Source organism: Pectobacterium hainanensis, from assembly GCF_046237015.1.
Taxonomy (GTDB): Bacteria; Pseudomonadota; Gammaproteobacteria; order Enterobacterales; family Enterobacteriaceae; genus JBJYIN01.
Genome location: NZ_JBJYIN010000004.1, coordinates 241,473 through 263,998, shown reverse-complemented (window position 1 = coordinate 263,998; position 22,526 = coordinate 241,473). Strand labels below are relative to the sequence as shown.

The 22,526-nt window shown below is 47.4% G+C and carries 20 protein-coding genes, 1 tRNA gene, 2 pseudogenes and 1 riboswitch; of the genes and pseudogenes, 13 read left to right on the top strand and 10 right to left on the bottom strand.

Translation table 11 applies throughout. The annotated features are described in order from the left end of the window. Positions 1 to 54 precede the first annotated feature (54 nt). Together purU and ACKPVM_RS06150 are read left to right on the top strand one after the other, a co-directional pair. Entirely contained in the window at positions 55 to 903 is an 849-nt protein-coding gene (purU, locus tag ACKPVM_RS06155) for a formyltetrahydrofolate deformylase (RefSeq protein ID WP_409307793.1), read from the top strand. Positions 904 to 1,051: 148 nt separating this feature from the next. Beyond that, positions 1,052 to 1,136 (top strand) — tRNA-Tyr (locus ACKPVM_RS06150). Between the two features lie 387 nt (positions 1,137 to 1,523). On the opposite strand, the gene ACKPVM_RS06145 is transcribed toward ACKPVM_RS06150, so the two are convergent. Further along, the gene (locus tag ACKPVM_RS06145; protein WP_409307791.1) at positions 1,524 to 2,150 is read right to left on the bottom strand and encodes a trimeric intracellular cation channel family protein; all 627 of its coding nucleotides are present in this window, start codon (positions 2,148 to 2,150) and stop codon (positions 1,524 to 1,526) included. A gap of 21 nt (positions 2,151 to 2,171) precedes the next feature. Then, a riboswitch (glycine riboswitch) is annotated at positions 2,172 to 2,269 on the bottom strand. A 232-nt stretch (positions 2,270 to 2,501) separates the two neighbouring features. Here ACKPVM_RS06145 and xthA point away from each other — a divergent pair. Next, positions 2,502 to 3,308, top strand: coding sequence for an exodeoxyribonuclease III (xthA, locus tag ACKPVM_RS06140; protein WP_409307789.1), 807 nt, complete (start codon positions 2,502 to 2,504; stop codon positions 3,306 to 3,308). A gap of 86 nt (positions 3,309 to 3,394) precedes the next feature. Here the strand turns inward: xthA and ACKPVM_RS06135 are convergent, their stop codons facing one another. The 3 genes from ACKPVM_RS06135 to ACKPVM_RS06125 all read right to left on the bottom strand — a co-directional run bounded on the left by ACKPVM_RS06135 (position 3,395) and on the right by ACKPVM_RS06125 (position 6,251). Next, on the bottom strand, positions 3,395 to 3,685 hold the full coding sequence (locus tag ACKPVM_RS06135; protein ID WP_409307788.1) for a YnjH family protein: 291 nt from the start codon (positions 3,683 to 3,685) through the stop codon (positions 3,395 to 3,397). Continuing rightward, positions 3,682 to 5,604, bottom strand: a complete 1,923-nt coding sequence (locus tag ACKPVM_RS06130; protein ID WP_409307786.1) for a DNA topoisomerase III — start codon at positions 5,602 to 5,604, stop codon at positions 3,682 to 3,684. The genes ACKPVM_RS06135 and ACKPVM_RS06130 overlap by 4 nt, the downstream gene beginning before the upstream one ends. 95 nt (positions 5,605 to 5,699) lie before the next feature. Further along, positions 5,700 to 6,251 carry an NAD(P)H nitroreductase gene (locus ACKPVM_RS06125; protein ID WP_409307785.1) on the bottom strand — a complete coding sequence of 184 codons (552 nt, stop codon included), beginning with the start codon at positions 6,249 to 6,251 and terminating at the stop codon, positions 5,700 to 5,702. 216 nt (positions 6,252 to 6,467) lie between these two features. Between ACKPVM_RS06125 and sppA the strand changes: the two genes are divergently transcribed. The 3 genes from sppA to pncA all read left to right on the top strand — a co-directional run bounded on the left by sppA (position 6,468) and on the right by pncA (position 10,090). Next, a complete protein-coding gene (gene sppA / locus ACKPVM_RS06120; protein WP_409307783.1) occupies positions 6,468 to 8,318 on the top strand; it encodes a signal peptide peptidase SppA in 1,851 nt (616 codons plus the stop codon). Positions 8,319 to 8,395: 77 nt separating this feature from the next. Then, positions 8,396 to 9,415, top strand: coding sequence for an asparaginase (ansA, locus tag ACKPVM_RS06115; protein WP_409307781.1), 1,020 nt, complete (start codon positions 8,396 to 8,398; stop codon positions 9,413 to 9,415). Between the two features lie 27 nt (positions 9,416 to 9,442). Beyond that, complete coding sequence (gene pncA / locus ACKPVM_RS06110; RefSeq protein WP_409307779.1) at positions 9,443 to 10,090, top strand: bifunctional nicotinamidase/pyrazinamidase; 648 nt, start codon at positions 9,443 to 9,445, stop codon at positions 10,088 to 10,090. A gap of 54 nt (positions 10,091 to 10,144) precedes the next feature. On the opposite strand, the gene ACKPVM_RS06105 is transcribed toward pncA, so the two are convergent. Then, entirely contained in the window at positions 10,145 to 10,423 is a 279-nt protein-coding gene (locus ACKPVM_RS06105) for a YeaC family protein (RefSeq protein ID WP_409307777.1), read from the bottom strand. A 387-nt stretch (positions 10,424 to 10,810) separates the two neighbouring features. Beyond that, positions 10,811 to 11,230: a peptide-methionine (R)-S-oxide reductase MsrB gene (gene msrB / locus ACKPVM_RS06100; protein ID WP_409307775.1), complete on the bottom strand. Its 420-nt coding sequence runs from the start codon at positions 11,228 to 11,230 to the stop codon at positions 10,811 to 10,813. 344 nt (positions 11,231 to 11,574) lie between these two features. Between msrB and gapA the strand changes: the two genes are divergently transcribed. Both gapA and ACKPVM_RS06090 read left to right on the top strand, forming a co-directional pair. Beyond that, positions 11,575 to 12,570, top strand: coding sequence for a glyceraldehyde-3-phosphate dehydrogenase (gene gapA, locus ACKPVM_RS06095; protein WP_409307774.1), 996 nt, complete (start codon positions 11,575 to 11,577; stop codon positions 12,568 to 12,570). Between the two features lie 107 nt (positions 12,571 to 12,677). Then, entirely contained in the window at positions 12,678 to 13,547 is an 870-nt protein-coding gene (locus ACKPVM_RS06090; protein ID WP_409307773.1) for a D-hexose-6-phosphate mutarotase, read from the top strand. 40 nt (positions 13,548 to 13,587) lie between these two features. On the opposite strand, the gene ACKPVM_RS06085 is transcribed toward ACKPVM_RS06090, so the two are convergent. Both ACKPVM_RS06085 and ACKPVM_RS06080 read right to left on the bottom strand, forming a co-directional pair. Continuing rightward, entirely contained in the window at positions 13,588 to 14,442 is an 855-nt protein-coding gene (locus tag ACKPVM_RS06085) for an aldo/keto reductase (RefSeq protein ID WP_409307771.1), read from the bottom strand. Positions 14,443 to 14,556: 114 nt separating this feature from the next. Further along, positions 14,557 to 15,306, bottom strand: a complete 750-nt coding sequence (locus tag ACKPVM_RS06080; RefSeq protein ID WP_409307769.1) for a MipA/OmpV family protein — start codon at positions 15,304 to 15,306, stop codon at positions 14,557 to 14,559. A gap of 503 nt (positions 15,307 to 15,809) precedes the next feature. Here ACKPVM_RS06080 and yeaG point away from each other — a divergent pair. The 3 genes from yeaG to ACKPVM_RS06065 all read left to right on the top strand — a co-directional run bounded on the left by yeaG (position 15,810) and on the right by ACKPVM_RS06065 (position 20,520). Beyond that, positions 15,810 to 17,744, top strand: coding sequence for a protein kinase YeaG (gene yeaG, locus ACKPVM_RS06075; RefSeq protein ID WP_409307768.1), 1,935 nt, complete (start codon positions 15,810 to 15,812; stop codon positions 17,742 to 17,744). A 36-nt stretch (positions 17,745 to 17,780) separates the two neighbouring features. Beyond that, entirely contained in the window at positions 17,781 to 19,055 is a 1,275-nt protein-coding gene (locus ACKPVM_RS06070; protein ID WP_409307766.1) for a YeaH/YhbH family protein, read from the top strand. A 265-nt stretch (positions 19,056 to 19,320) separates the two neighbouring features. Continuing rightward, complete coding sequence (locus ACKPVM_RS06065) at positions 19,321 to 20,520, top strand: multidrug effflux MFS transporter (RefSeq protein ID WP_409307764.1); 1,200 nt, start codon at positions 19,321 to 19,323, stop codon at positions 20,518 to 20,520. A gap of 146 nt (positions 20,521 to 20,666) precedes the next feature. On the opposite strand, the gene ACKPVM_RS06060 is transcribed toward ACKPVM_RS06065, so the two are convergent. Next, positions 20,667 to 21,029: a hypothetical protein gene (locus ACKPVM_RS06060; protein WP_409307762.1), complete on the bottom strand. Its 363-nt coding sequence runs from the start codon at positions 21,027 to 21,029 to the stop codon at positions 20,667 to 20,669. A gap of 31 nt (positions 21,030 to 21,060) precedes the next feature. Between ACKPVM_RS06060 and ACKPVM_RS06055 the strand changes: the two are divergent. Next, a pseudogene (locus ACKPVM_RS06055) lies at positions 21,061 to 21,362 on the top strand (IS1 family transposase); the annotation flags it as partial. A gap of 76 nt (positions 21,363 to 21,438) precedes the next feature. Here the strand turns inward: ACKPVM_RS06055 and ACKPVM_RS06050 are convergent. Next, positions 21,439 to 21,726 (bottom strand): hypothetical protein, encoded by a 288-nt coding sequence (locus tag ACKPVM_RS06050; protein WP_409307760.1) that lies wholly within the window; start codon positions 21,724 to 21,726, stop codon positions 21,439 to 21,441. Positions 21,727 to 22,365: 639 nt separating this feature from the next. Between ACKPVM_RS06050 and ACKPVM_RS06045 the strand changes: the two are divergent. Then, positions 22,366 to 22,497, top strand: a pseudogene (locus ACKPVM_RS06045) (IS110 family transposase); the annotation flags it as partial. Between the last annotated feature and the right edge of the window lie 29 nt (positions 22,498 to 22,526).

The window sequence follows — 22,526 nt, the reverse complement described above, 5'->3', positions numbered from 1 at the left end:
GTACGAGACACATATACGCTCGTTATTGACGTTTTGGACAGGATCCACGCTCTCATGCAATCCCAGAATATACAAAGAAAAGTCTTACGGACAATTTGCCCCGATGCCAAAGGGCTTATCGCTAAAATTACCAATATTTGTTACAAGCACGAACTGAACATCGTACAGAATAACGAATTTGTTGATCACCGCACCGGACGTTTTTTTATGCGCACGGAACTAGAGGGTATTTTTAACGATACCACTCTACTTGCCGATCTTGATAGCGCACTCCCTGAAGGCTCTTCTCGTGAGTTAAGCAGTGCCGGAAGACGTCGTATTATTATATTGGTCACGAAGGAAGCCCATTGTCTGGGCGACTTACTCATGAAAAGCGCCTATGGTGGATTGGATGTCGAGATTGCCGCCGTGATTGGTAACCACGATACCCTACGCACGCTGGTTGAACGTTTTGACATTCCTTTTCATTTGGTTAGCCATGAAGGCTTCAGTCGTGAAGAACACGATCAACACATGATCGAACAAATTGACCAATACAAACCGGATTACGTCGTTCTGGCAAAATACATGCGCGTATTAACACCCGCCTTCGTTCAACACTATCCGAATAAAGTCATCAATATCCACCATTCGTTCCTGCCTGCGTTCATCGGAGCCCGCCCTTACCATCAGGCTTACGAACGCGGCGTGAAAATTATCGGTGCGACGGCCCACTACGTGAATGACAATCTGGATGAAGGCCCCATCATTATGCAGGACGTGATCAATGTTGATCACACCTACACCGCTGATGACATGATGCGTGCAGGGCGAGACGTAGAAAAGAATGTACTGAGCAGAGCGCTTTACCGTGTATTGGCCCAGCGTGTTTTTGTATACGGAAATCGTACCATCATTCTTTAATGTGCCCGCCTGACAGAGTGTTACGCGAATATTTGGCATAAAAAATCAGCAAACACATTCACTTTTGTAATATCGGGCTTTACAGGGGCGCATCATTTGATATGATGCGCCCCGCTTAGCGCTGAAAGCGTTTTGCAGCAAGGCCAGTGGTGGGGTTCCCGAGCGGCCAAAGGGAGCAGACTGTAAATCTGCCGTCACAGACTTCGAAGGTTCGAATCCTTCCCCCACCACCATTTCAAGCTATGCATCTGGTTAAATCCTACCGCTAAGAGAGAACCTTCGACTAAGATCGAAAGCTCGCAACAGAAGCCATTAATATGTTGCCGAAAATCGCTTTTCTTTACATATTCACATCGACACTTATTCTCATTCCTACCTATTTTTCTATAAAAAGGCTCACCGAATTTGACGATGTTTACTATAAGTTTTATGGCATTCTTATCTCTTGCATCGTAATGTCTTTCCATTTTTACGCCTATCACGCTGGGAAAATACCGTTTATCGATATATCTATTGAGAGCAATGATATCGCTCACTATAGTTCCTTCATATTTGGATTAATCAGCGGGTTTGTCGGCTGGGCTGCATATCATGAAGATTAACAATTCACGAATATCGCCTTACGATTTTCCTTCCCAGCGGCCTGGAACATAAGAGAATACAGGAAGTTGCCATGACCAACGGATCGCAGCCAGTCTCACAGCCAAACCAATAGAGAACGATGCCAGCAGGTTAATATCATGGTTAACATCGAAAGACTTCAACCCGAGATACAAAAGCGCAACTAACAGCGACACACTGGCGTACAGTTCTTTTTTCAGTACCATTGGCGTTCGGTTGCAAAAAATATCGCGCAGAATACCGCCAAAAATCCCGGTGACAATTCCCGCCATTACAACCACTGTGATTGAATAGTTCAATTTCAGCGCAACATTGCAACCAATGATGGTAAAAGCAATCAATCCCATTGCGTCTAATACTAAAAACAAACGATGTAGATGATGCATAACCCGCGCAATAACAATGGTGAAAAGCCCGGCACCAATCGTGAGATAAATATAGCCAGGATGCTGAGTCCAGCCGATAGGGTAATTACCAAGGAGAATGTCACGAACCGTACCACCGCCAAGCGCGGTGATGAAGGCAATCATGCCGACGCCAAAAATATCCATATTCCGGCGGCCCGCTGCCAGCGCGCCAGACATACCTTCAGCAGTAATCGCGATCAGATAGATATAGGTAAGCACACAAGAATTCCTGTGAAATGTGCCCCTCCCTCTGTCCGTTTTACCTGAGAGTTTACGCAGCATTCGCTGCTTGCCCCTTCGGTGGGTTGCTTTAACAACCTCTCTCCAGTTGGCATAAATGGAATTCGCAGTATGGTGGCCTGAGCGATTATGGGAGTTTGCGCCTTCGGCGGGGCTTAAATCGATCCGCCCTCTCTCCTGCGAGCAGCGGAGTATACGGTCTCCCCGCCTTCGGTTCAACCAGTCATAGTCGGATCTTATCGTCATGTCATTGACCACGATACTCGACCATGACGTTCCCCCCCGATTTCTGCTACCATCAGGTCACTTTTTCATTGGACGGCAGTTAACATGAAAGTTGTTTCTTTTAACATTAATGGCCTGCGAGCACGCCCTCATCAGTTGGCCGCAGTTATCGAACAGCATCAACCGGATGTCATTGGTTTACAGGAAACGAAAGTCCATGACGATATGTTTCCACTGGAAGAAGTGAGTCAATACGGCTATCACGTCTTTTATCATGGGCAAAAAGGCCACTATGGCGTAGCGCTACTGTGCAAAACGGATCCGATCGCTGTTCGCCGAGGGTTCCCTACGGATAGTGATGACGCCCAACGCCGTATTATCATGGCTGATTTTGCTACTGAACACGGTGTTCTGACAGTAGTGAACGGCTATTTTCCTCAAGGGGAAAGCCGCGATCATCCTATAAAATTTCCAGCGAAAACGCGTTTCTATCAGGATTTACAGCACTATATCGAGCAGCATCATACGCCTGACCAACCGCTCATCATTATGGGCGATCTGAATATCAGCCCAACAGATCTGGATATTGGTATCGGTGAAGATAATCGCAAGCGCTGGTTACGGACGGGAAAATGCTCTTTTCTACCCGAAGAGCGTGAATGGCTGGCTCGTTTGCAACTATGGGGGCTGACAGATACTTTCCGCGCCGCCAATCCAGACTGTCACGATCGTTTCTCATGGTTTGACTACCGCTCTGCCGGTTTTGACACTAACCGCGGATTACGTATCGATTTGATATTGGCAAGTAAACTGCTGTCCGAGCGCTGTATTAAGACGGGTATTGACTATGATATCCGGGCCATGGAAAAACCCTCCGATCACGCACCAATATGGGCTGAATTTTCCCTGTAGTATTCAAGAGGCCTAGCATTCAAACGGCGATGATCATCATCATCGCCGTCGTTTGCCGTTTGAAACCAGACAAGTACAAGCCTGCACTACTGTTTGACGATTTGCCAAATCAGATTGTTCGTGCCCAGTGTTTGTTTATCGCGCACACATTGCAGCAATACGCCTTCACTCTTCACTACCGCACCTTCAGAATAGTTGCGATTATCGTAAACACAACAGCGCATACAATTACTGTTTTGTTCACGAACCGCCGTGCCGCTGCCCCAGACTTCGGCGGGAACTGGCACCACAATATCAGCCCCAGTGCGATTAGCCTGAACGGCTGATGGCATCACTAAACTCGCGAGCAGAAGAACCGTCAATGTTTGAGATTTCATGAATGCTGTTCCTTTCTTTTAGGCTGAGGTTTTCGCCGTTTTTTGCTGCCGCCTGGCGGAGCTGAAATGCCGTTGAATGCACCGACAGTCTGGTTTTGTTTGGCCTGATGGATCATTTCCTGCAACGAATAGGTCAAGGGCTGCATAAAATCCTGATAACGACACTTTTTCTCACTGATTTGCGTCAGCGTTGCTTCCCAATGCGCTGTCATATCCGGTAGTGCTGCACTATCCGGCAACGAGTGAATTAACGCGCGCCCCGCATCACTGGCGTGGATGTAGCGCCCTTTCTTGAACAAAAACGTTCGTTTAAATAGCAACTCGATGATGCCAGCACGGGTCGCTTCCGTACCCAGACCATCCGTCGCCCGTAAGATTTTTTTCAGATCTTTGTCCTGAACAAAACGCGCAATCCCCGTCATCGCTGATAGCAACGTCGCATCGGTAAAAGGTCGTGGCGGCTGAGTTTGTCGTTCAACTACTTCGCCCCGCTCGCATAAAAGTTCATCCCCTTTCGCCACCACAGGTAGCGGCGCACCTTCGTTCTCTTCGTCGCGTTCTTTCCCTCCCAACAACGTTCTCCAGCCCGCTTCAGCCAAAAAACGTGCCTTAGCGACGAATTTCCCACCGGCAATATCCAGCTCAATGACACATTTACGAAATACCGCATCAGGACAAAACTGCATAATGTATTGCCGCGCAACCAACCCATAAACGTGGCGTTCGTTCTCCGAAAGCGTTGCACTGGCACTCCGCGCCGTCGGAATAATCGCATGGTGTGCATCTACTTTACTGTCATCCCAACAACGATTATGTCGGTCAATATCCATAACGGGTTGTGGCAGCAGATCAGGCTGATGGACCGCAATCGCATTCAATACGGTATGGCGTCCGGCAAAGTGCTCTTCTGGCAAGTACCGACTATCCGAACGCGGATAGGTAATCAGCTTATGGGTTTCATACAGTTTTTGGCAGATATCCAGCACTTGCTGCGCACTGAGACCGAAACGTTTAGCCGCCTCAATCTGCAATGTTGATAAAGAATAAGGCAACGGCGCGGTTTCAGATTCACGTTTATCATTATAGCTCGTGACAAAAGCAGGTTGCCCATCGATGCGTTTAACAACGTGTTCCGCCAACGCTCGATTCAACAGACGTCCTTCTTCATCCTGATGGGGTTCACAGGATTCGCTAGGTTGCCAAATCGCGACAAATCGTTCATCGGCAGGTGTCACGATATGTGCTTTAACGTCGAAATAATCCTTCGGGACAAAGTTTTCGATCTCCTCATCCCGTCGCACCACTAACCCAAGTACCGGCGTTTGAACTCGACCAACCGACAATACTCCGTCATACCCTGCGTTACGTCCGAGTAACGTATAGGCACGCGTCATATTGATCCCGTAAAGCCAGTCGGCTCGAGATCGAGCCAACGCGGAGACGCAAAGCGGTATAAACTCACGATTTTCCCGCAACCGTGAAACCGCCCGCTCGACCGCCTGTGGGTTTAAATCGTTAATCAGGCAACGGCGAACCTGATGACGCTTCGCTTCCGGCAATGACAAATATTCCAGCACTTCATCAACCAGAAGTTGCCCTTCGCGGTCAGGGTCACCAGCATGAATAATTTCATCGGCATCAGTCAGTAATTTTTTAATCGCATTCAGTTGCTTACTAACGGAAGGTCGAGGTTGCAACAGCCATTTTTGGGGAATAATCGGCAAATCCGCCAATGACCAACGTGCATAGCGTGCATCATAAACATCCGGCTGTGCCTGCTCCAGAAGATGGCCAACACACCAAGTGACAACGTCACTCGGCCCGCAGGCAATAAAACCGTCACCACGCCGATGCGGTTTAGGTAGCACATCCGCGATCGCCCGCGCGAGACTCGGTTTTTCAGCAATAAAAAGTCGCATTACGCACCGTTGCGCTGAAAGCGTCTCATCCGGCACCATTCGGTAATATTGCCGACGGTTCCATCAAGAAATACGACACTTTCATTTGGCGCTTATCAGAAATACTGAACAAATTTTTCCGCATCAAGCGGCGTCACCGTTGTTGATGCTTTCAATCGCGGTGTACCCAGGTACAGAAAGCCCACGATTTCATCCTGTTGGCGACACTGGAATGCCTCACGAACGCATGGATGATGGGTCCATGCGCCACTACGCCAGATACCATTAAATCCCTGAGCCAAAGCGGCCATTTGCATGGCCTGAACGGCACAACCGGCAGAAACGATTTGCTCCCAAAGCGGCACCTTCGGATGTTCCTCACAATGTGCAACCACGGTAATGATCTGAGGTGCGCGAAACGGCGCTTGTTGCGCTTTCTCAATACCTGCGTCATCCATACCGGCATCTTTTGCTGCTTCGGTCAGCACCGCACTAAAACGGGCCAGCCCTTCTCCCTCAATAACAAAGAATCGCCAGGGTTGCAGCGTGCCATGATCGGGGGCTCGCATTCCCGCTTGAATAATATTACTCAGCGTTTCTCCAGCGGGCGCGGGGGTTGTCAGGCGTGACGCAGAACGGCGGTTAAGTAACAGTTCGAGAGCATCCATCGCATATCTCCTGTGTGGCAAGCTGATTTCTGCAAGATATCGTTTGTTTTCACGATGCTGACATTTTCACTTTCGCAGCGTGAAACCTATAGGTATAGGACATACGTTGCGCGCCACGGTAGCACAAGTAGAAGTTTTGTTACAAGATAGCCCTATGTCAGGGCGTTTCAGGTATTATTTAATGCTGACAGTTGTTTTCCCGATCACGGAGATATTATGCGCACCTTGTGGCGAATTTTTAGCGGACTCTTTAAGTGGACATGGCGTCTGCTTAACTTTATCAGAGAATTTATTCTCAATATTTTTCTTATTGTACTTATTCTGATTGGAATCGGGATTTATTCACAATTCACGAGCTCCCTCGCAGAAACAACACGTGGCGCATTGTTGGTCAATTTAACTGGTGTGGTCGTTGACCATCCGTCAGTAAACAACAAATTACGGCAATTGGGACGAGAATTTTTTGGCGCATCCAGCAATCGACGTCAGGAAAATTCTCTGTTCGATATTGTCGATAGTATCCGTCAGGCAAAAAGCGACGATAACATAACCGGTATGGTGCTTGATCTCAGCGATTTTGTCGGTGCAGATCAGCCGTCATTACAGTATATCGGTAAAGCCTTACGTGAATTCCGTGACAGCGGTAAACCCATTTATGCGATTGGCGATAGTTACAACCAATCACAGTATTATCTGGCTAGTTTTGCCAATACGATTTCATTGACGCCGCAAGGCAGCGTTGATCTGCATGGTTTGGCAACAAATAACCTTTATTTCAAATCGTTGTTAGATACATTAAAGGTCACCACCCATATTTTCCGGGTGGGCACCTATAAATCCGCGGTTGAACCCTACTTACGTGATGATATGTCTGCCGAGGCTCGTGTGGCAGATAGTCGCTGGCTCAATTCGCTATGGCAACAATATTTGAATACCGTGTCCGCTAACCGCCAAATCACACCAGAGCAACTGTTTCCTGGTGCTGCGGGGATAATTTCCGGATTACAGGCCGTTCAAGGCGATACGTCCAATTATGCTTTACAGAATAAATTGGTTGACGAAGTTGCCTCGCGCTCCGTTATCGAGCAAACGTTGGTAAAAACGTTTGGCTGGAATAACAAAACCAATAACTTCAATTTCACCAGTATTTACGATTACATACCAAAACCGCCGACTCAGAATAACAACCAGATCGCCGTTATTTTCGCGAATGGCGCGATTATCGATGGTCCTGAAACACCGGGAATGGTCGGCGGCGACACGACAGCAGCACAAATCCGAAATGCACGACTCGATCCGAAAGTTAAGGCCGTTGTTCTGCGCGTAAACAGCCCAGGAGGCAGCGTTACCGCGTCTGAATTGATCCGCTCTGAACTCATGGCTGTTCGTCTGGCAGGTAAACCGGTTGTCGTGTCAATGGGGGGAATGGCAGCGTCGGGTGGCTATTGGATCTCTACGCCAGCAAATGCAATTATCTCCAGCCCCAGCACGTTGACAGGGTCTATCGGTATTTTCGGTGTCGTGAATACGTTTGAAAATTCGTTAGAAAATATTGGCGTACACACCGATGGTGTTGCCACCTCTCCGCTGGCAGACCTGTCGGTGACCAAAACCTTACCGCCGGAATTCAGCCAACTGATGCAGATTAGCATTGAACGTGGTTACAAAAACTTCATCGATCTCGTGGCTCAGGCACGCAAAAAAACGCCTGAACAAATCGACCAGATTGCTCAAGGTCACGTCTGGGTTGGCAGCGATGCGAAAGACAATGGTTTAGTTGACCAACTCGGCGACTTTGATGATGCGATAAAGAAAGCAGCAGAACTGGCCAAGTTGGGACAATATCAGTTGAACTGGTACGCCGAGCAGCCAAGCGTGTTTGATGCCGTATTGAATCAAGTTAATGCATCCGTTTACGCGTGGCTACCCACCGCCATTCAGTCGATGTTACCATCCCCTGTTGCGCAGTTGGCACAGGCGGTGCACGAACAACCGTCAATCATGAATAATCTCAACGATCCGCAAAACAGATATGCGCTATGTCTGACCTGTAGCGAAGTGCGTTAAACCGTCGTAGCCCGGCATCAGTCGGGCTATCTTCTTACATCCTTGCCTCGGTAGCATTGCCTTTATCCATAACCACCATGCAAAAAAAATCTATTTATGTCGCCTATACAGGCGGAACGATCGGAATGCAACGATCCAGCAACGGGTACATTCCCGTCTCTGGGCATCTCCAGCAGCAACTCGCGATGATGCCGGAATTCCACCGCGCAGAGATGCCTGCATTTACGATTCATGAATATGCGCCCCTGATTGACTCATCAGACATGACTCCGGCCGACTGGCAAACTATCGCTGATGATATTCAGCAGCATTACGATGAGTATGATGGATTTGTTATTCTGCACGGCACGGACACCATGGCATTTACCGCCTCCGCACTGTCTTTCATGTTAGAGGATTTAGCCAAACCTGTTATTGTGACAGGGTCACAAATACCGTTAGCCGAACTGCGTTCCGACGGACAAACTAACCTGCTAAACGCACTCTACGTGGCAGCTAACCACCCTATTAATGAAGTGACGCTTTTCTTTAACAACAAGTTATTGCGTGGCAACAGAACAACCAAAGCCCATGCCGACGGATTTGATGCTTTTGCCTCTCCCAACTATTCGCCATTATTAGAAGCTGGGATCCATATCCGCCACCTGATCCCGGTTTCCCCCTGTGAGCATTGTTCACCGCTCAAAGTTCATCACATTACGCCCCAACCCATTGGCGTCATCACGATCTACCCCGGCATTTCAGCGGATGTCGTCAGTAATTTTTTGCGTCAACCCGTTAAAGCACTCATCCTTCGTTCTTACGGCGTTGGCAATGCACCTCAAAACCCCAGTCTGTTACATGAGTTATACCAGGCTTCAGCGCGCGGCATTGTCGTTGTTAACCTGACACAGTGCATTTCAGGACGAGTAAATATGGACGGTTATGCAACAGGCAATGCGCTAGCCAAAGCTGGCGTTATCAGCGGGTTTGACATGACGGTGGAAGCGGCATTGACTAAACTTCATTATTTACTGAGTCAGGAAGACATTAGCCCCGAAAAAATCAGGCAGCTAATGCAGTTGAATCTGCGCGGTGAGTTAAGCGATAAAGATTGAATATTGGGCGATTGTCGGGATTAAACCATGAATAAAGCACTACTATTGATTGATTTACAAAATGATTTTTGCCCCGGGGGCGCATTGCCCGTTAACGAAGGCGATAAAGTCATTGAGATCGCTAACCGTGCCATAGAGGCTTGCCTGACAGCGAATATTCCCATTATCGCCAGTCAGGATTGGCATCCGTCCGATCATGGCAGTTTTGCTGTCAATGCGAATGCAAATGTAGGCGAAATCGGAGAACTCGACGGCTTACCGCAGAGATGGTGGCCAGTACATTGCGTGCAAGAACAGGCTGGCGCGCAATTCCATCCAGCACTGAATCAGCAAGCGATTCAATGGGTTGTTCAGAAAGGGACACAACCCAATATTGACAGTTACAGTGCCTTCTTTGATAACGGTCATCGTGCAGAAACCGCACTCCATGACTGGTTGAAAGCACGAAATATCACTCATCTGATCGTAATGGGATTAGCGACAGATTATTGTGTGAAATTCACGGTACTGGACGCGCTTTCGTTGGGATACCACGTCGAGGTTTTGCTTGAGGGATGCCGAGGTGTAAACATTGACTCAGGAGACAGCGACAATGCGCTACTGGAAATGAAACAACGCGGCGCTCATCTCGTCAATTTGGAATCGGCCATTACCCGGCTGAATGCTCCTCGCTGACATGTCAAATCACCAGGGAAGCCTTGTTCCCTGGTCATCTATGCGATGTAAAGATCAATGCTGGGGCTTAAGCTTGGCGATTGTTGCCTCATCGCTGAACTGTTGTTTGAGCTCCTGTTTGCTTTTCATCACGATCTCGCCGTTGGTATTGATCGTCATATGCTCAGCCTGCTCATTATGACGCGCCTGCCATAGCATCACCATTTGCAAACAGTTCTCTTTCTGCTCCGCCGATAACGCCACCCCATCTGGCCATTTACCTAATTCCACCGCCGTCGCTAAGCGGTGATAGATCTCCGGCGTCATCACTTCAATCAAGTCATCAAGTTGCATAGCCAGTCAGGCTCCATCTAGTGATGTGTTTCATATATACCCGTCATACTTCAAGTTGCTTGTGCGTTGGCTGCGCTCGTTACTCGGCTCATCCATGAGCCTCGCCCCGTTGGGGCCGCTGCAAGCAGCGTTCAAATCTGCTCCTGGCAGATTTGTCACCCGAATCACTTACTCAAGTAAGCTCATCGGGATTAAATGAGAGACATCCTGTCTCTCACCGAAGGCCAGCCAAAGGCTGGTCAAATTCGTTCCCGACGAATTTGTCCCTCACTTGCCACCTTCATGCAACTCGAATTATTTTGGGTATAGTAAAGTATTTCATATTCCCGGTATTCGTCACACCGCCAAAGCTGAATCGATAAAGCTAAATTTATCCAACCACAGGCGCTAACCATCGATTTTCTCGCCATCAACGGCATCAATAAAGCTGATCGAGGCAGAATTCACACAGTAGCGCTCTCCGGTCGTCTTCGGACCATCCGGAAAAACATGCCCTAAATGCGCATCACAATGACTACAACGAATCTCAATGCGTCGCATATTGTGTGAATCATCTTCAAGGTAGCGAATAGCCGTTAATGACACCGGTTGATCAAAGCTAGGCCAGCCACAACCAGAGTCATATTTGTTATCGGAATAGAACAGCGGAGACTGACAACAGATACAGTGGTAAACACCCGTCCGTTTATTATGTAACAGCTTGCCGGAAAAAGCAGGCTCCGTACCCCGTTGCTGCGTAACATAGCGTTGCAGTTCAGTCAGTTCACCATCATCTGATGGCGTTTGCACAGAGGAATCGTTTATCATGAAAGTCTCAGTGAACGTGTCGTCTATCAAAATAATCATCAATTATAACAAAAAATTAACAACTTTATAGGCCATTTTGGCTTAATATAAACACGGTTATCACGAACACTACTCATTTGTGATTGGCGTCACAATTTTTACCCAATCTGGCTTTATATGATGTACCGCATCCTCATATTCAGTCTTAAATGTTCTTTAGTTACAGCAAAGGTGGTATTTCGTTCAAAGGTTGGCCACAGGTTTGACTTACCGCAACTATTGACACGATTCCGCTTGACGCTCAGCAAGGTTTTTGTAATTTTACAACCAACCTTTATTCACTAACCCATTAGCTGGTGGAATATATGACTATCAAAGTAGGTATCAACGGTTTTGGCCGTATCGGCCGTATTGTTTTCCGCGCTGCACAAGAACGTTCTGACATCGAAATCGTCGCGATCAACGACCTGTTAGATGCCGAGTACATGGCTTACATGCTGAAATATGACTCTACGCATGGTCGTTTCGACGGCACCGTTGAAGTTAAAGATGGTCATCTGGTTGTTAACGGTAAAACCATCCGTGTTACTGCAGAACGCGATCCTGCTAACCTGAAATGGAACGAAGTCAACGTTGACGTTGTTGCTGAAGCAACCGGTATCTTCCTGACGGACGAAACCGCACGTAAACACATCACGGCAGGCGCCAAGAAAGTCGTTCTGACTGGCCCGTCCAAAGACAACACCCCGATGTTTGTTATGGGCGTAAACCACAAGGCTTATGCTGGCCAGGAAATCGTATCTAACGCTTCCTGTACGACTAACTGTCTGGCTCCGTTGGCTAAAGTTATCAATGATAAATTCGGTATCGTTGAAGCACTGATGACCACCGTTCACGCAACGACTGCAACGCAGAAAACCGTTGATGGCCCATCTCATAAAGATTGGCGCGGCGGCCGCGGCGCATCTCAGAACATCATCCCATCTTCTACTGGCGCAGCTAAAGCCGTAGGTAAAGTGATCCCTGAACTGAATGGCAAACTGACCGGTATGGCGTTCCGTGTTCCAACTCCGAACGTGTCCGTTGTTGACTTGACCGCTCGTCTGGAAAAACCAGCGTCTTACAAAGAAATCTGTGCTGCCATCAAAGCCGCTTCCGAAGGCGAATTGAAAGGTGTTCTGGGCTATACGGAAGACGACGTGGTTTCTACCGATTTCAATGGTGAAAAACTGACTTCTGTGTTCGATGCCAAAGCCGGTATCGCACTGAGCGATAACTTTGTGAAACTGGTTTCCTGGTATGACAACGAGACCGGATACTCAAATAAAGTATTGGATCTGATCGCCCATATCTCTAAATAAGTATCGGTGATGATTCGATGACGAAGGGCGACAATATGTCGCCCTTTTTGTTGCTGCCTGAAAAGCACAGAATGTGCTAATGAACAACAACCATAAAAGGCAATATCATGAACGATAAGATTTTTAAGCTTCCCATCACAAAAAACATTACCCCCACCATCAGCCAACGTCAGTTGGATCAGCTACCCGTTATCGTCGTTGACCACCCACAGGTACGTGCCGCCGTCACTTTACAAGGCGCACACCTGTTAAGCTGGCAACCTACCCACGAGGCACCTGTTCTATGGCTGAGCGACAACACGCCGTTCACCGAGCACGTAGCGATTCGCGGCGGTGTGCCAATCTGTTTCCCTTGGTTTGGTCCCTTTGCCGAACCGAATCACGGTTTCGCACGGTTGTTGCCATGGGAGTTCACCTCTCACAGCGAAGATGATGAAGGCGTTCAACTCACGTTCACACTCCGCGATACTGAACAAACCCGAGCCAGTTGGCCGCATGAATTCACGCTGATCGCACGTTTCCATTTAGGTAAAGAATGCCGTATTGAACTAGAAGCACATGGTGATTACAGCATAACCAGCGCATTACATACCTATTTCGAAATCGGTGATATCAGCAAAATTAACATTAGCGGATTGGGTGAGTCATTTATTGATAAGGTCAATCAGGGCGCACAGTCAACCGCTCAGGGGGATTTGGTCTTTACCGGACGTACAGACCGTATTTATACCCAGCCACAGTCCGTCAGTGAAATTCATGATCCGGTGCTTAATCGCACTATTGAAGTGCACCATACTCATCATAGCGATGTGGTGTCATGGAACCCAGGCGCAGAGTTGTCACATACCATCGGTGATATGACCGATGACGGTTATAAAACATTTGTCTGCGTAGAAACCGCCAGAGTCAGTCAGCCGTTTGTTGCCAGTGTTAAATCTCCGGCACGGTTAATCAGTGTCATTCGTATCAGAAAATAAAGTATTGGCTGCGGGGGCTGGTTTCACTGCCCCCGTTTTTCTATACCATGTCCAGATATTGCTTATGCGTTGGTGCGGGAAAAGCCTGATCTAACCGGGTTAACTCCTCAGTTGAAAGCACAATCTCTAATGCCTGAGCATTTTCAATCACATGCTGTTCAGAACTGGCCTTAGGTATCGCAATCACGTCGCTATGCCGAGTCACCCATGCCAGAAGCACCTGAGCCGCGGTAATATTTCGTTGTTCAGCAATACCGTTCACCGTGGAATGCATCAACAAATCATCTCGCAAACGACCTGCTTGCGCCAGCGGGCAATATGCCATAACCGGCATGTGATGCTGTTGGCACCATGGCAGCAAATCAAACTCGATCCCGCGCGATGCGAGGTGATAAAGCACTTGGTTAGTCTGACAACTCGGTCCCCCACTCAGCGACCACAGTTCCTGCATATCCTGGATATCAAGATTGGAAACGCCCCACTGCCTGATTTTGCCTGCCTGCTGTAACGTCTGCATGGCGATGATGGTATCAACAAGCGGAAAACCGCCCCGCCAGTGCAGCAAATAGAGATCGATATAATCGGTTTTCAGACGTTGTAAACTTTGCTCACAGGCTGTTATCGCTTTCTGTCCACCCGCATGATGAGGATACACCTTGGAAACAAGGTAAACGCGGTCGCGCAATCCCTGAAGCGCCTCACCGACGACCTCTTCCGCCCCGCCATCAGCATACATTTCCGCTGTATCAATCAGCGTTAACCCTTGTTCAATGCCAACCCGTAACGCATTAATTTCCTGCGTTCTCAGCTCAGCATCCTCGCCCATGTACCATGTCCCCTGACCAATGGCAGGAACACGTCTGCCATCAGGAAAAACAACTGATTTTATCGCCATTACGTTTCCTCCCTTGAATAAAGTAACACCCGATATCCGCCCTATAAATGTGCAAATGGGGTGTCATCACCCCATTTGTTTGTGCAGCAGATGCACCAATATCGCCAATCTCTATCAGAACCGATAGCTCACACCAACACTCATCGTGGCACTGTAGCTTTTGTCGACAATCGGACTATCTTTCATCTCATCAGACAACCGCGTATAGCGGCCAACGGCCCATGTGCTCCAACTCGAATTAATCTGATAGTTTGCACTCAGTTCCAGATACGGAGCCCAACCATCATCGGGACGATAGCGAGCAAAACCTGAGCGGGCTGATTCGCTGCTGCTCACTCCGTAATAGTACCGGTTCATATTTTCACTAAACCAGGTTGCGCCAATACCGGGCACAAGGCTTAAATCCCCCATGGTAAACCGGTAGAGATACGTCGCATCCCAGGCAAATCCATCACTATAATCCAGCGTATCACCAGCCAGAACCGTGCGGATTTCCCCCCAGTCAGCAATATGTCGATAGGCCAAACCAGCCATTAGCGTTCCACGACGCTTATCTAACTGCTTCATTCGCCGATCGTCGCTATCGCCGGGTTTAAAACCTAATGGCAAATAGTATGCCGTCAGGGAAAGGCGATTGGCACCGTCATTCCATAGGTAGTAACCACCGCCTAAGCCACGAAAATAGAAGTTCTCACTTTCGTAATTCAGGACAGGAAGAGGAATAAGGTCATCATCAACACCACGATACACTGATGTTGACCCCGCGGCCCCAATACCTAAAGACACTTCGGCCGCATAAGCGGAAGGCAATGCTATGACGCCAGACGCAAGCGCTGCCAATAAATAGATTTGAGAGTTTTTCACTGTTTTCTATTTCCTATTACATGTGGTTATGGCCAAAAGAGACACACAGCATGAGTGACCCACCTTATCTCTATCAGATTAATTCAAAATAAGATAAGTGAACATGTTATATACCCAACAACACCACTTGAACTTGAAAGATAAAGGATACATCAATAATACCGCCTTATGACGAATACATGACATCCGCCCTGACGACAACCCAACGGAATGATACACGCAATTGTCCGGAAGTGAGTCCTTGATATGTCTTAAAAATATGTCTATTGAGTAGAGGCAATTTTACGGATGCAAACTACGCTTTAATACAGAAGGTGAAGTTTCCCACGTCAGCAAGGATGAAGAAAATCGCAAAATGACGCTTAATCACAAGTTGGCATAAGGGTTGCTGTACTCAGGGAAGCTTCTTCTTTCAGGGGGCAATACATTAATTGGCTTATCAGCCAGATATTATTCCACTCGCTCTCTTAATCTGTGCTAATCGACGAAGGATGGGCATCGCTATGAACATATTTGATCACTACCGTCAGCGTTACGACGCTGCCAAGGATGAAGAGTTCACATTGCAGGAATTCCTTACTATCTGCCAGCAGGATCGTAGCGCGTACGCTAACGCCGCCGAACGATTATTAATGGCAATCGGCGAACCCGTGATGGTGGATACCGCTCATGAATCGCGTTTATCCCGTCTCTTTTCGAACCGGGTGATTGCCCGCTATCCTGCATTTGAAGAGTTTTATGGTATGGAAGAAGCCATAGAACAAATTGTCTCTTATTTAAAACACGCAGCTCAAGGATTAGAAGAAAAGAAACAGATTCTGTATCTGCTGGGTCCAGTTGGTGGTGGTAAATCATCATTGGCTGAGCGACTCAAAGCGCTGATGCAACGCGTCCCGATATATATTCTCAGTGCTAACGGTGAGCGGAGTCCGGTGAACGATCACCCGCTCTGCCTGTTTAATCCGCAGGAAGATGCCGCCATACTGGAGAAAGAATACGCTATTCCGCGACGCTATCTGGGTACGATCATGTCGCCATGGGCAGCAAAACGCCTACAGGAATTTGGCGGCGATCTCTCTAAGTTTAAAGTCGTCAAAGTCTGGCCATCCATTCTGGCGCAGGTCGGCATAGCCAAAACCGAACCCGGTGATGAGAATAATCAGGATATCTCCGCGCTGGTCGGTAAAGTGGATATCCGCAAACTGGAACATTATGCCCAGAACGATCCCGATGCTTATGGCTATTCAGGCGCACTCTGCCGTGCCAACCAGGGCATTATGGAATTCGTCGAGATGTTCAAAGCCCCGATTAAAGTGCTGCATCCTTTGCTGACAGCAACACAAGAAGGCAACTATAACGGAACCGAAGGCATCGCTGCCCTGCCATTCAATGGCATTATTCTGGCTCACTCCAATGAATCGGAATGGGTGCAGTTCCGCAATAACAAAAACAACGAAGCGTTTCTTGATCGCGTGTATATCGTAAAGGTACCGTACTGCCTGCGCGTTTCAGAAGAAGTCAAAATCTACGACAAACTGTTGAATCACAGTGAGTTGACACATGCGCCATGCGCCCCTGGCACGCTGGAAACGCTGGCTCGTTTTTCTATTCTGTCCCGTCTGAAGGAGCCGGAAAACTCCAGTCTTTATTCCAAAATGCGGGTTTACGATGGAGAGAGCCTGAAAGATACCGATCCAAAAGCGAAATCCTATCAGGAGTATCGTGATTACGCCGGTGTGGATGAAGGCATGAATGGCCTGTCGACCCGATTTGCGTTTAAGATCCTGTCCCGCGTCTTCAATTTCGATCACAGTGAAGTCGCAGCCAACCCGGTACACCTGTTTTACGTGTTGGAACAGCAAATCGAGCGTGAACAATTTCCACAAGATCAGGCTGAGAAATATCTGGAGCACCTGAAAGGCTACCTGATTCCCAAATATGCGGAGTTCATCGGCAAAGAAATCCAGACCGCCTACCTGGAATCTTACTCGGAATACGGACAAAACATTTTTGACCGCTATGTCACCTATGCCGATTTCTGGATTCAGGATCAGGAATACCGCGATCCTGATACCGGGCAGTTATTTGACCGGGAATCGCTCAATGCCGAACTGGAGAAGATCGAAAAACCAGCAGGCATCAGTAACCCCAAAGACTTCCGTAATGAAATCGTCAACTTTGTGCTGCGCGCTCGCGCAAACAACAGCGGACGTAACCCTAACTGGACCAGTTACGAAAAATTACGGACGGTGATTGAGAAGAAAATGTTTTCCAACACCGAAGAACTTCTGCCTGTCATTTCATTCAACACCAAAACCTCGACGGATGAGCAGAAAAAACATGATGATTTTGTCGATCGGATGATGGAAAAAGGCTACACCCGAAAACAGGTCCGTTTGCTGTGCGAATGGTATCTGCGGGTGAGGAAATCATCATAATGGTGCATGAAGCTGGCAACGTCGTTTGGGGGAAGTATGGCCTATTTCATTGATCGACGGCTAAATGGCAAAAACAAGAGCATGGTGAATCGCCAGCGCTTTTTGCGCCGCTACAAGTCGCAAATAAAACAGTCGATTTCCGAGGCCATTAATAAGCGTTCGGTAACCGATATTGAAAGCGGGGAGTCGGTGTCGATCCCCAGTAAAGACATCAACGAACCCATGTTTCATCAGGCTCGCGGAGGACACCGCCATCGTGTCCATCCGGGCAACGACCATTTTGTGCAAAACGATCGTATCGAACGGCCACAAGGAGGTGGCAGCGGAGGTGGCGGTCAAGGCGATGCCAGTAATGATGGTGAAGGCCAGGATGAATTTGTATTCCAGATCTCCAAAGATGAATACCTCGATCTCTTATTCGAAGATCTGGCATTGCCTAATTTAAAAAAAACGCAGCATCGACAGCTCAATGAGTTCAAGACTCATCGCGCGGGATACACTGCAAACGGCGTTCCCGCTAATATCAGCGTGGTACGCTCACTGCAAAACTCCCTCGCCCGACGGATGGCAATGACGGCGGGCAAGCGGCGAGAATTGCATGCGCTGGAAGAAACGCTGGAGCAATTGGCACATACTGAGCCAGTCCAACTGCTGGAGGAAGAACGTTTACGCCAACGTATTGCAGAACTCCGTCAGAAAATAGCGAGCGTACCGTTCATTGACACATTTGATTTACGCTATAGAAATTATGAACGCCGACCCGAGCCGTCCAGTCAGGCCGTGATGTTTTGCCTGATGGATGTCTCGGGTTCGATGGATCAGACAACCAAAGATATGGCTAAACGCTTTTATATCCTGCTCTATCTGTTTCTTAGTCGGAACTATAAAAACGTTGATGTCGTCTATATCCGTCATCACACGCAGGCCAAAGAGGTCGATGAGCAGGAGTTTTTTTACTCACAAGAAACTGGCGGTACGATTGTATCCAGCGCGTTGAAACTCATGGAAGAGGTTGTTCGCGAACGTTATGATCCGGCGCAATGGAATATTTATGCTGCGCAAGCTTCCGATGGCGATAACTGGGCGGATGATTCCCCGCTCTGCCACCAGATTTTGGCAAAGCAGTTGCTGCCAATGGTCCGTTATTATAGCTACATTGAAATTACCCGGCGCTCACATCAAACACTGTGGCATGAGTATGAAATACTCCGCGACGAATTTGATAATTTCGCCATGCAACACATTCGTGATTCCAATGATATTTATCCCGTGTTCCGCGAACTGTTTCGCAAACAGACGGTTGGTCACTGATCGCCGTTCACTACATTTAACCCAAATCCTCCTCTTGTCCCTGTTCAGGCAGGGACTTATTTTTTCCAGCAGACACATTAACAAACGAACCATATTGAAAAAATAATCGGCTGCTTTCAAAAAATAGTGACAACGTCACTAAAAATGTAACACCGTGATGTGCCAATCACTGAAATGATTTAATTCTTTCATTTCTCCGATCGGACCATTACGCTATGCCCAATATGATAAAAGTCGCTAAGTAAAACTCAGGTTTCTGTTATTTATGCCAAATTTTGTTCTGCTCTTATTAGCGTTGGTTCTACTGGGCCCATTGGGAATCGATATTTATTTACCCTTGATTCCTACGATTGCACAAAACTTAACTAGCACAGAATCACTGATTCAATCGACCATCGCACTTTTTATTCTGGTTATGGGTTTAGGTCAGTTAGTCGCAGGGCCACTCGCCGATCGTTATGGTCGCCGACCAATGGCTTTGGCTGGAGTGATCATCTATATTCTGGGCGCCACGATGGCTGCTTTGGCGACGGATGCCGACATTTTTGTACTATCCCGCCTTTTGCAAGGCATGGCCGTCTGCTGTACGGCTGTCGCTATTTTCAGCGGTGTTCGAGACCGGTTGAATGGCGATGAGGCGGCGAGAACATTTGGCTTTCTTAATGGCACGCTAAATATCGTGCCAGCCCTCGCCCCACTATTAGGCGGGCTACTCGCTGAGACATTTGGCTGGCGAGCCCCTTTCTGGTTTCTGTCGGCGTACAGCACTGTTATCCTGATTCTGGTCATTTTTTTCCTGCCAGAAACGCGTCCAACATCAACATTGTCAGTGCGAGGTATTCCATTACGGCAATATGGACGTATTCTCACCGATCCTCGCTTTTTCGGTTTCGCATTTGTTAATGCTGGGGCTATGGGGATGGCGTTGACCTACGTTACCTTCTCCTCGGTTGTTCTGATGAACGAAGCAAAGCTGACACCTCTGCAATTTTCAATCGCATTTGGTGGAAATGGATTTTGGATCATGTTGGTCAGCTTCTTTGCTAACCGCATCATTCGTAAAGTTGGACGCCCTGTTTGCCTCACGATAGGCAGTCTGCTGATGGGATTAGGCTGTATTAGTCTACTCGGCGGCGTAATCGTGCTTCCACCTCACTGGCAAGACACTTGGCCAAGCTACATGCTACCTGTTGCACTAGCCTGCGCTGGGTTGGCATTTCTGATCGGCCCCGCAACCAGTTACGCATTAGAACCTTATGCCAATGAAGCGGGAATTGCGTCCGCGTTGGTGGGATTCATTCAGATGGCAGGCGGAGCGGCACTTGGACTTACCGCGATGGCACTACCACTGCCTTATAAGGTTTCCCTGGCTCTGGTTATGCTATGCGCCGCTTTAATTGCGGTACACGCCAGATGGTTAACCCGAAATATTAAAGGCAGTATTACCTCATTGACGCCTCATTAAATTCAAACGCCATCAATACCTAACTTATGCCCACCAATATCCCTGTCATAGGTACATTCCTGATGTCACCAGCCTTTTATAACCGCAACTGAGCGACTACACAATGAACCGGAAGATCATTGATGATCGTTTCCGGTACAATATTTTCATTTAGTGCTATAGATGAAGTTTTTTAAATCAGTCTTCCAGCTTTTATTCTTTTTATCAAAATCAAGCTTACCATTGTCTTTATTTCTTTTTACGTAGAAAATATCAGATAACTTAGAGGTTCTCCTTCCTAAATCATCAAACAAACAAAAAGTCAAAGTTTCCTTACTCAATGTCCTTTCGTTGAGCATATCCCATTCTATTTCATCGTCAAAAACAGTAAAAATCTCACCTTCATTTAATATCTTCCAGCCAGCACCTTCTAACATTTCTTTCATTTCCAACATTTTGTCTCTTATTGTCATAACATCTCCAAGGTCGTATTTATTAGCGTAAAGGCTGGTATTCCAACGATTTACCATGGTGTAGTACTTCGCTGCCCTGCATCTGCTCGTTGACAACAAGAGGCTACAACACTGGCCCTGATACGCTTACGACACCAAAACTGGCGGGATTTTCGGACCGCACACTGATGAAACATGCTGGGAGTTACTGACTCTGTTGAAACCGTTTAATATTAGCATGTTCACCAGCGATGACCGGCAAGATTTTTACCCAACGCATCGAACGTAGCAATCTGATATTACTAACCAAAATTAAACGGCTGGCTCATAAAACGATTGGTTTCTCACACTCCATTGGACTCCTCAAAAAAAGTCATCGGTGCCTTTATCGAAAAATACATGTTCTACTAACTGGAGGCATTACCAAATAAAGAAAAAGGAAGAGTCGTTAAAGCGCTTTCGCGCTATTAACACAAAGTATCAAATTTCAGAAAACAGACTGATTTTGGAAAAGAATTTCCTCTGCAACTATTTCTATAACATCACCCGATTGAATTTCAATTTTCATTCTTTCAAGTCCATCGGAATCTCTTCCCAACTCAATAATTCCATTAATGCTCACGCTCTCGCCCCACTTGTCATTTTTGGGAATATTAATCAACCTAATACCATTAGCCTTTATGACAACTGATTCAGAGCTATTGTCCAACAATTTGATGACTAATTCTCCTTTGCCCCAATAGACTAATAGAGAAAGTAATATCCAATCGTGCATAGTTATATTCCCTATTTATCAATATTTAAGGGTAGATAAATGCCAGTATATTCAGAAGGAACGAGTTTCCTATTTACATTAGGACCCTATAATCAACTTCTTTTTCAGCGAAATAAACATCTGACATACGATGATCATAAAATATCACACTTTCCTGTAGGCGTGTGATGCAGGCACCGGCCCCAACGAGTCGAAGTTCATGGATGAGCCGAGTAACGAGCGTGGCCAACACACATGCAACTTGAAGTATGGCGGGTACACCGCCCACACTACCGCCTGCACTGACGGGAGTTGCCCCTCGCACATATTCTGAATTCGGCGACCAAACACATCGTAACGATACCGCTGCCGCGTCCCATTCGGCAAGCTCACACCACCAGTCAGTCCTGAACATTCCTAAATGAATCATACTGTAAGTGCAAATTACTGGTTCCTCTAGTTTAAGACATTCGGACATGAGATCAGACAAATCAGAACGCAGTATCGAATGGGAAGTCAAAACGACAAAAATGGTGCCACCGCTATTGTTGAAACGGATAGTTGTCCAGGTATGCGATACGTACTGGGAAAAAGTATTGAACAGCGGGATATTCAGTGTCTACACCGGGTTCGCAGCGACTTATGGCGACATTAGTTACTGCTCGATATAACCCGGCGCTCAGAGATTTTTATCAACGTTTGGTGGAGGCGGGAAAACCAAAGAAAGCGGCTTTGGTTGCCAGTATGCACAAACTGTTGACTATCCTGAAACTTGAATTATTTTGGGTATAACTCTCTCAAACAAAGAGGATTATCCTGCT